Source organism: bacterium (assembly GCA_029210545.1).
Taxonomy (GTDB): domain Bacteria; phylum BMS3Abin14; class BMS3Abin14; order BMS3Abin14; family BMS3Abin14; genus JARGFV01.
The window spans coordinates 1-7,311 of the sequence record JARGFV010000118.1; the positions used below are offsets into that span (position 1 = coordinate 1).

General features: G+C 58.3%; 7 protein-coding genes. All 7 read left to right on the top strand.

Annotation, left to right across the window (positions count from 1 at the left end; all coding sequences use genetic code 11):
* Window positions 1-276: 276 nt before the first annotated feature.
* The 7 genes from P1S46_10520 to P1S46_10550 all read left to right on the top strand — a co-directional run bounded on the left by P1S46_10520 (window position 277) and on the right by P1S46_10550 (window position 7,162).
* Window positions 277-1,578 carry a phenylacetate--CoA ligase gene (locus tag P1S46_10520; protein MDF1536913.1) on the top strand — a complete coding sequence of 434 codons (1,302 nt, stop codon included), beginning with the start codon at window positions 277-279 and terminating at the stop codon, window positions 1,576-1,578.
* A 166-nt stretch (window positions 1,579-1,744) separates the two neighbouring features.
* Window positions 1,745-2,170: an ACT domain-containing protein gene (locus P1S46_10525; protein MDF1536914.1), complete on the top strand. Its 426-nt coding sequence runs from the start codon at window positions 1,745-1,747 to the stop codon at window positions 2,168-2,170.
* An 87-nt stretch (window positions 2,171-2,257) separates the two neighbouring features.
* On the top strand, window positions 2,258-3,412 hold the full coding sequence (locus tag P1S46_10530; protein ID MDF1536915.1) for an ABC transporter substrate-binding protein: 1,155 nt from the start codon (window positions 2,258-2,260) through the stop codon (window positions 3,410-3,412).
* Between the two features lie 296 nt (window positions 3,413-3,708).
* Window positions 3,709-4,590, top strand: coding sequence for a branched-chain amino acid ABC transporter permease (locus P1S46_10535; GenBank protein ID MDF1536916.1), 882 nt, complete (start codon window positions 3,709-3,711; stop codon window positions 4,588-4,590).
* A complete protein-coding gene (locus P1S46_10540; GenBank protein MDF1536917.1) occupies window positions 4,587-5,588 on the top strand; it encodes a branched-chain amino acid ABC transporter permease in 1,002 nt (333 codons plus the stop codon). The genes P1S46_10535 and P1S46_10540 overlap by 4 nt, the downstream gene beginning before the upstream one ends.
* Window positions 5,585-6,346, top strand: coding sequence for an ABC transporter ATP-binding protein (locus tag P1S46_10545; protein MDF1536918.1), 762 nt, complete (start codon window positions 5,585-5,587; stop codon window positions 6,344-6,346). Before P1S46_10540 ends, P1S46_10545 begins: the two co-directional genes overlap by 4 nt.
* 78 nt (window positions 6,347-6,424) lie before the next feature.
* Entirely contained in the window at window positions 6,425-7,162 is a 738-nt protein-coding gene (locus P1S46_10550; GenBank protein ID MDF1536919.1) for an ABC transporter ATP-binding protein, read from the top strand.
* The last annotated feature ends 149 nt before the right edge of the window (window positions 7,163-7,311 follow it).

Here is a 7,311-nt window from a genome sequence, read left to right on the forward strand (position 1 = left end):
GGGGGGAGGATCCGCCGTCGCTCAAGCTATGGCGGGACAAGTCAGAGGTGGGGGTGAAAGTGATTTTTGAGGGGGGAAGACCGAGATGGGGGTGACTACGCTGGGGAACGAGAGGGACGCGGCAATCTCGGCAGCTGTGGGGTTCGCTGCGGCTTACTCCGGTCGCCCTTCAGATCGCGTCGCGCAGGAAATAGCTCGCGATGACATCGCCCTGTCATTGCGAAGCGACATCACATCCGGATTTCCTCGTGAAATCCGGATGCCGAGAGGAGCATTATGATCTGGGATGAAGAGTTTGAGAGTATGCCGAGGGATGCCCTTGAATCGCTCCAGCTGTATCGCCTCAGGAAAACAGCTGAGCGCGTCTACGCCACTGTCCCTTTTTACAAGGATGCCTTCGACAAGGCCGGGATCCATCCGTCCGGGATAGGCTCCATGGCAGACCTGGGCCGCCTGCCCTTTACCGACAAGACCGACCTGCGTGACAATTATCCTTTCGGACTTTTTACCCTGCCCCTTCACGAGGTCGTGCGGATCCACGCCTCATCAGGGACCACCGGGAAGCCCACCGTGGTCGGGTACACCAGGCGTGACATCGACACATGGTCATCGCTCATGGCCAGAACCCTGGCCTGCGCCGGCGTACGGAAGGGCGATGTGGTCCAGAACGCCTACGGCTACGGCCTTTTCACCGGAGGGCTGGGTTTCCACTACGGTGCGGAGAAACTTGGCGCGACGGTGATCCCTATCTCCGGCGGAAATACCAAGCGCCAGGTCATGCTCATGGAGGATTTCGCCAGCACAGTACTGACCTGCACACCTTCCTACGCCCTGACCCTTGCCGAGGCCATGGATGAGCTCGGAGTGACAAAGGATCGTCTCAAACTCCGGGTGGGGATCTTCGGGGCCGAGCCCTGGTCCCAGAACATGCGCCAGCAGGTGGAAACCAGGCTGGGGATCGACGCTATCGACATCTACGGGATCTCGGAGATCATTGGACCCGGCGTATCGGTCGAGTGTATCGAGGCCAAGAACGGACTCCACATCTTCGAGGATCACTTTATCCCCGAGATCATCGATCCTGAAACAGGAGAGAGCCTCCCATATGGAGAAGATGGTGAACTGGTTTTCACCACCATTACGAAAGAGGCGTTTCCGGTCATCCGGTACCGGACAAAAGACATTACCCGGCTGCATCCGGAACCTTGCCGCTGCGGTCGTACTCACATCCGCATGGACCGTGTGACAGGACGCACCGACGACATGCTCATCATCCGCGGAGTCAACCTCTTCCCGAGCCAGATCGAGAGCCTGCTCATGGAGATCGAAGGCCTGGAGCCCCATTACCAGCTCATCGTGGACCGGGAAGGGACCATGGATACCCTGGAGGTACAGATCGAGGTTAACGAGGACGTTTTCACAGACGAGATCAAGGGGCTGGAAAAGCTGGAAAAAGGTGTTGAGAAGGAGATCAAGGATATGCTGGGCATCTCCGCGAAGGTTCGCCTTGTAGAGCCCAAGACGATCGAGAGGTTCGAGGGCAAGGCGAAGCGTGTGATCGATAACAGGAAAATCTAGAGATTTCCCTGTTAATTCCATATTCCAGATGCCGGATGCCGAATCCTTGGGAACACTATACAAAATCGGGAAATAGGTAGTGTAACTCATCGAAAAATATTTTATATTGTGTTCTAAACTCAAAACCTGAAACTCAAAACTCAAAACTATTTTTTTGGGGGTTGTTATGAAAGTTGAGCAGATCTCGGTATTTATGGAGAACAAGACCGGCCGCCTGGCACAGATCACCAGGGTCCTGGGAGAGGCCGGTGTGAACATCCTGGCCCTGTCCCTTGCCGACACGGCCGACTTCGGCATTTTACGGATCATCGTTTCCGACAACGACAAGGCCCATGCTGCCCTGAAGGCGGAAGGCTTCACTGTGGGCCGGAACGACGTCCTGGCCATCGATGTTCCTGACAGGCCTGGCGGATTGGCCGACTTTCTCGAGATCCTCAAGGTCAACGAGATCAATATCGAATACATGTACGCCTACAGGAAGTCCGGGCACGCGCTCCTCATCTTCAGGTTCGACGACCTGGACAAGGCCATGGAGATCCTGCCCCGCGCCAACTTCAAGGTTCTATCCGCCGAGGAACTTTACGCGCTCTGAACTCATGCGCACGGCACAATTCATGTGCGTGGCCGTCAGCAGCGTTTTCCGCATGAACGTAACCCGGGGGGGAGAGGAGAAGTTAAAATGAAACGACTTGTGGTAGTTGCCATGGTCATGGGAATGGTCCTGACTTTCGCTTCAACGGCACCGGCGGCCGATGAGTACAGGATCGGTGCCATATATGCGTCGACGGGGCCTGCCTCAGCGCTGGGCCTTCCGGAGAAAAACACTACCGAGATGCTCGTGGAAGAGCTTAACGCGGCCGGCGGGATCAACGGGAAGCAGGTCAAGCTGTTCATGTATGACACCGAGGCGGACCCCACCAAGGCCAACAACGCGGTGAAAAAGCTCATCAGCCTGGACGAGGTGGACGTGATCATCGGCCCGACGACGTCGGGGGTCACCATGGCCATCATCCCCCCCATCGAGAAGGCAAAGATCCCCCTGATCTCATGCGCCGCTTCGGTGAAGATCGTGCAGCCTGTGAAGAAATGGGTCTTCAAGACACCACAGACGGACACGATGGCAGTGGAGAAGATCTACGCGACGCTCCAGAGCAAGGGTATCAGGAAGGTCTCCATCATCACCGTCAGCGACGGCTACGGTGACTCCGGGCGCGTGGAGCTGCAGAGACTGGCCCCCGACTACGGTCTCACCGTTGTCGCGGATGAGAGGTACGGCGGTAATGACACCGACATGAGCGCCCAACTCACCAAGATCAAGGGCACCGATGCCGAGGCCATCGTTTGTTGGGGAACCTTCCCCGGCCCGGCCGTGATCGCCAAGAACAGGAAACAGCTGGGGCTGACCATCCCGCTCTACAACAGCCACGGCATCGCCTCTCCCAAGTATATTGAACTTGCGGGCGACGCGGCGGAAGGGACGTTCCTGCCCGCGGGCAGGCTCATCGTCATCGACAGCCTCCCGGATTCCGATCCCCAGAAATCGGTGCTTTCCGCGTACAAGGCGGCGTACGAGGGGAAATTCGGCAAGAATTCCGTCAGCACCTTCGGCGGCCACGCTTACGACGCCTTCAAGATCGCCGTCATGGCCATTGAGAACGCCGCCAAGGCGGGGGACGTTACCCGGGCCGGCATCCGTGACGAGATCGAGAAGATCACCGGGTTCGTCGGGACCGGCGGCATCTTCAACTACTCAGCCGAGGACCACAACGGCCTGACCAAGGAAGGGTTCGGAATGGTCGAGATCAAGAACGGCGGCTGGAGCCTGGCGCAATAGAAAGTGCAGGGTGCAGTGTATGCAGGGTTAGGATCAGTTGCAGGAATCTGTGCCCGTTAATACTTCAGGGGGCCGATTTACGGCCCCCTTTTCCTTGAACCTGTCTTCGACCTTAACTCTTCAACGTGGCAAGAGTTAGACAGTTGCTTGTCCCCGTTGGACTTCGGCCTTTTTGCCCACCGACCTGTCACCCATAGCTCCTGACCTTCGGAGCTTTAGCGTAGGAGGTTTATGCGAAGGGTGAAGCTGGTCGGAAGCTGTCAGCGAAGGTGGATGGACTTTGGACTGATTTAAATATGGGCCTCGAACAGATACTTCAATTCGTTATTACCGGGATCACGGTGGGCAGTACCTATGCGCTCATCGGGATCGGTTTTAACATCATCTTTAACGCCACCGAGATCATCAACTTCGCCCAGGGCGAGTTTGTCATGCTCGGCGGGATGTTCACCGTGTTCGGGATGCAGGTGCTGCGCCTGCCGGTGCCGTTCGCGGCCCTGCTGTCTATCATCCTGGTGGCGTTCGTGGGGCTGCTTCTCAACATGCTCGCCATCAGGCCCATCAGGAACCCCAGCCCCATCACCCTGATCATCATCACGATCGGGGCCTCCATCTTCATCCGGGGCGCTTCCAGCCTCATCTGGGGCAAGGACCCCTATCCCATCGCTGCCTTCAGCGGTGAAGACCCTATCCCGTTCTTCGGGGCGGTCATCCAGCCGCAGAGCCTGTGGGTCATGGGCGTGGTGTTTGCCGTGGTGGTGGCCCTGAGACAGTTCCTGAACCGCACCATCACCGGGAAGGCGATGCTGGCCTCGGCGTTCCAGCCCCGGGCGGCCCGGCTGGTGGGGATCGACACCCCCTACATGGTGCTGCTTTCCTTCGCCCTGTCCGGGGCTGTGGGGGCAGCAGCAGGTATCATCATCGCGCCCATGAGCATGGTGACCTACGACATGGGCGTCATGATGGGATTGAAAGGTTTTTGCGCCGCTATCGTCGGAGGGCTCGGACATCCCTTCGGGGTGGTCCTGGGTGGGCTGATACTGGGGGTCATGGAGTCCCTTGGCGCGGGTCTCATCTCCAGCGGGTACAAGGATGCCATCGCCTTCGTGATCCTGCTCCTCATGCTGTTCTTCCGGCCCCAGGGTATCCTGGGCAAGGGCCGGGGGGAGCGGGTGTGAAGCTGCTCCGGTTCATACTGGACCCATATGCCAGGTTTGCGTTATTCGCCCTCCTGATCATGGGATTACCCCTGGTGGTCACCAACGAATACTACCTGGGGGTGCTGGTGGTCATTGCCATCCACTCCATCATCGTCCTCGGACTGGACCTTCTGATGGGCTACACGGGGCAGATCTCCCTGGGGCACGCCTCGTTCTACGGGCTGGGGGCATACATTACCGGCGTTCTCTCCGCCCATTGGCAGTGGCCGCCCCTGGCCGGCCTGGCAGCGGCCCTCCTCATCGTGGCAGCCATCGCCTGGATCATCGGAGTGCCCACTCTCAAGCTCCACGGACATTACCTGGCTATGGCGACCCTGGGTTTCGGGATCATCGTCTTCATCTTTTTCAACGAACTGGGGAGTCTCACCGGCGGTCCTTCCGGGCTCACCGGGATCGAGGAGATGAACATCTTCGGCGTGACCTTCGACTCGGACAGGGAATGGTATTTCCTGTCCGTATCGTTCCTCCTCGCGGTGCTTCTGCTCTCCATCAACGTGGTCCGGTCCAGGGTGGGCAGGGCGCTTCGGGCGATCCACGGTTCGGAGACCGCTTCCGGTGTTCTCGGTGTCAACATCGCGAGGTACAAGGTGGGGATCTTCGTCCTGTCGGCCCTCTATGCGGCCCTCGCCGGATGGCTTTACGCCCACTACATCACCTTTATCAGCCCGAGCTCCTTTACCTTCATGTTCTCCGTGAAGCTGGTCACCATGGTGGTTGCCGGCAGCCTTGGCAGCCTTTGGGGGGCCATCTTCGGGGCGGCGCTGCTCACCAGCCTGCCCGAGTTCCTGTTTGTGTTCAACAACTACGAAACGCTGGTATTCGGCTTCATCCTCATCGTTGTGATGATCTTCATGCCTAGGGGGCTGCTGCGCGGCATCGAGGATATGTTCAAGTGGCTGTGGCACGCTGCCCGGAAAGCTCCCCCAACCTCCAGGCCCGGGGAGGAACGCTCGTGAGCGCGCTCATGGAAACAAGGGGGCTTTGCCGGTATTTCGGGGGCGTACGGGCTATCCAGGAGTTGGATTTCGAGGTCCGCGAGGGGCTTATCCAGTCGGTCATCGGGCCCAACGGGGCCGGCAAGACCACCCTGTTCAACGTGGTTTCGGGTATCCTTCCTCCGACATCGGGGGAGGTTTTCTTTAACGGTGCGCCCATCACCAGGCTGGCTCCTCACCGGATTGCGTCCATGGGTGTGACCCGCACCTTCCAGAACCTGCAGCTTTTTTCCGACATGACGGTTCTGGAAAACGTTATGGTTGGGATGCATCTGAGATCCCGGGGAGGCTTTTTCGCCTCGGCGTTCAAACCGCCATGGGTCTGGAAGGAGGAGCGCCGGATCCGGGACAGTTCCATGGAGATCCTGGAGTTCACAGCTCTTGCGGATTACGCATCGCTGGTGGCCGGGAGCCTGCCCTTCGGACGTCAGCGGGTCCTGGAGATCGCGAGGGGGCTGGCAATGAAACCGGAACTCCTCATGCTGGACGAACCGGCCGCCGGTCTGAACATTAGGGAAACGTCCGATCTTTCCGGCCTTATTTCCCGCATCAGGGAACTCGGGATCACCATCCTCCTGGTGGAGCACGACATGGACCTGGTCATGGCCATTTCCGATCGTGTCACCGTTCTGGACCAGGGACAGAAGATCGCCGAAGGTGACCCCGAGTTCGTGAGAAACGACGACAAAGTGCTCAAGGCGTATCTGGGAGAAGAGTAAACAGGTCACAGTGACCTGGGGAAAATGATCCCTTACGATCTAACCGTAAACAGTAAACTGTAAACCGTTAACTTCATTATGTTAAAAGTGCGCAACATAACCACATATTACGGCCGGATCCAGGTCCTTCATGGCGTGTCCATCCACGTGGGCGAGGGGGAGATCGTGGCGCTCATCGGCGCCAACGGCGCCGGAAAAACGACTCTCATCAACGCTGTCAGCGGGATCCTCAAGATCGCCGAGGGAAGTATCAAGCTGGGTGAAAGGGAGATCGGGAACCTCCCGCCCGAGCGGATCGTCAAGGCCGGGCTATCCCAGGTCCCTGAGGGGAGGCTGATCTTTTCACCCCTGACAGTGGAGGACAATCTGCGTCTCGGCGCCTACATCCGGTACCGGGCCAGGGAAAAGGAAGAGATCAAGGAGGATCTCGAAAAGATCTACGAACTTTTTCCCGTACTGCGGCAACGGTCGGAGCAGATGGCAGGGATGCTGAGCGGGGGAGAACAGCAGATGCTGGCCCTGGGCCGCGCTCTCATGGCCAATCCCCGGCTGATCCTCCTTGACGAGCCCTCCCTGGGTCTGGCACCCATCATCGCTGCCGGGATCTTCCGCACCATCGCGGGCCTTCGGGACAAGGGCGTGACCGTGCTGCTGGTGGAGCAGAACGCCCGTGCCGCCCTGGCCCTTGCGGACAGGGGGTATGTCATAGAGACAGGTTCTGTGGTCCTCCAGGACAAGGCCGAGCGGCTCCTGAGCAACCCGGAAGTCCAGCGGGCCTACCTGGGGAAGGGGAAAAAAGAAATTTGGGATTCCTGATATTCAAGAATCCCAAATTTCTGTTCACGGTTTACAGTAGACAGTTCACAGTCAAAAAGTTTTTTCTGTATACTTTGATAGAGTCGCAAAAAGTCCAATCCGGGACTTTTCGCTCCACGGAAAGGGAAAAGCGTCGTTTTCCCTTTCCT

Coding starts and splice junctions, on each gene's coding strand:
- P1S46_10550 (MDF1536919.1), top strand. CDS start 6,425: ATGTTAAAAGTGCGCAACATAACCACATATTACGGCCGGATCCAGGTC.
- P1S46_10535 (MDF1536916.1), top strand. CDS start 3,709: ATGGGCCTCGAACAGATACTTCAATTCGTTATTACCGGGATCACGGTG.
- P1S46_10530 (MDF1536915.1), top strand. CDS start 2,258: ATGAAACGACTTGTGGTAGTTGCCATGGTCATGGGAATGGTCCTGACT.
- P1S46_10525 (MDF1536914.1), top strand. CDS start 1,745: ATGAAAGTTGAGCAGATCTCGGTATTTATGGAGAACAAGACCGGCCGC.
- P1S46_10520 (MDF1536913.1), top strand. CDS start 277: ATGATCTGGGATGAAGAGTTTGAGAGTATGCCGAGGGATGCCCTTGAA.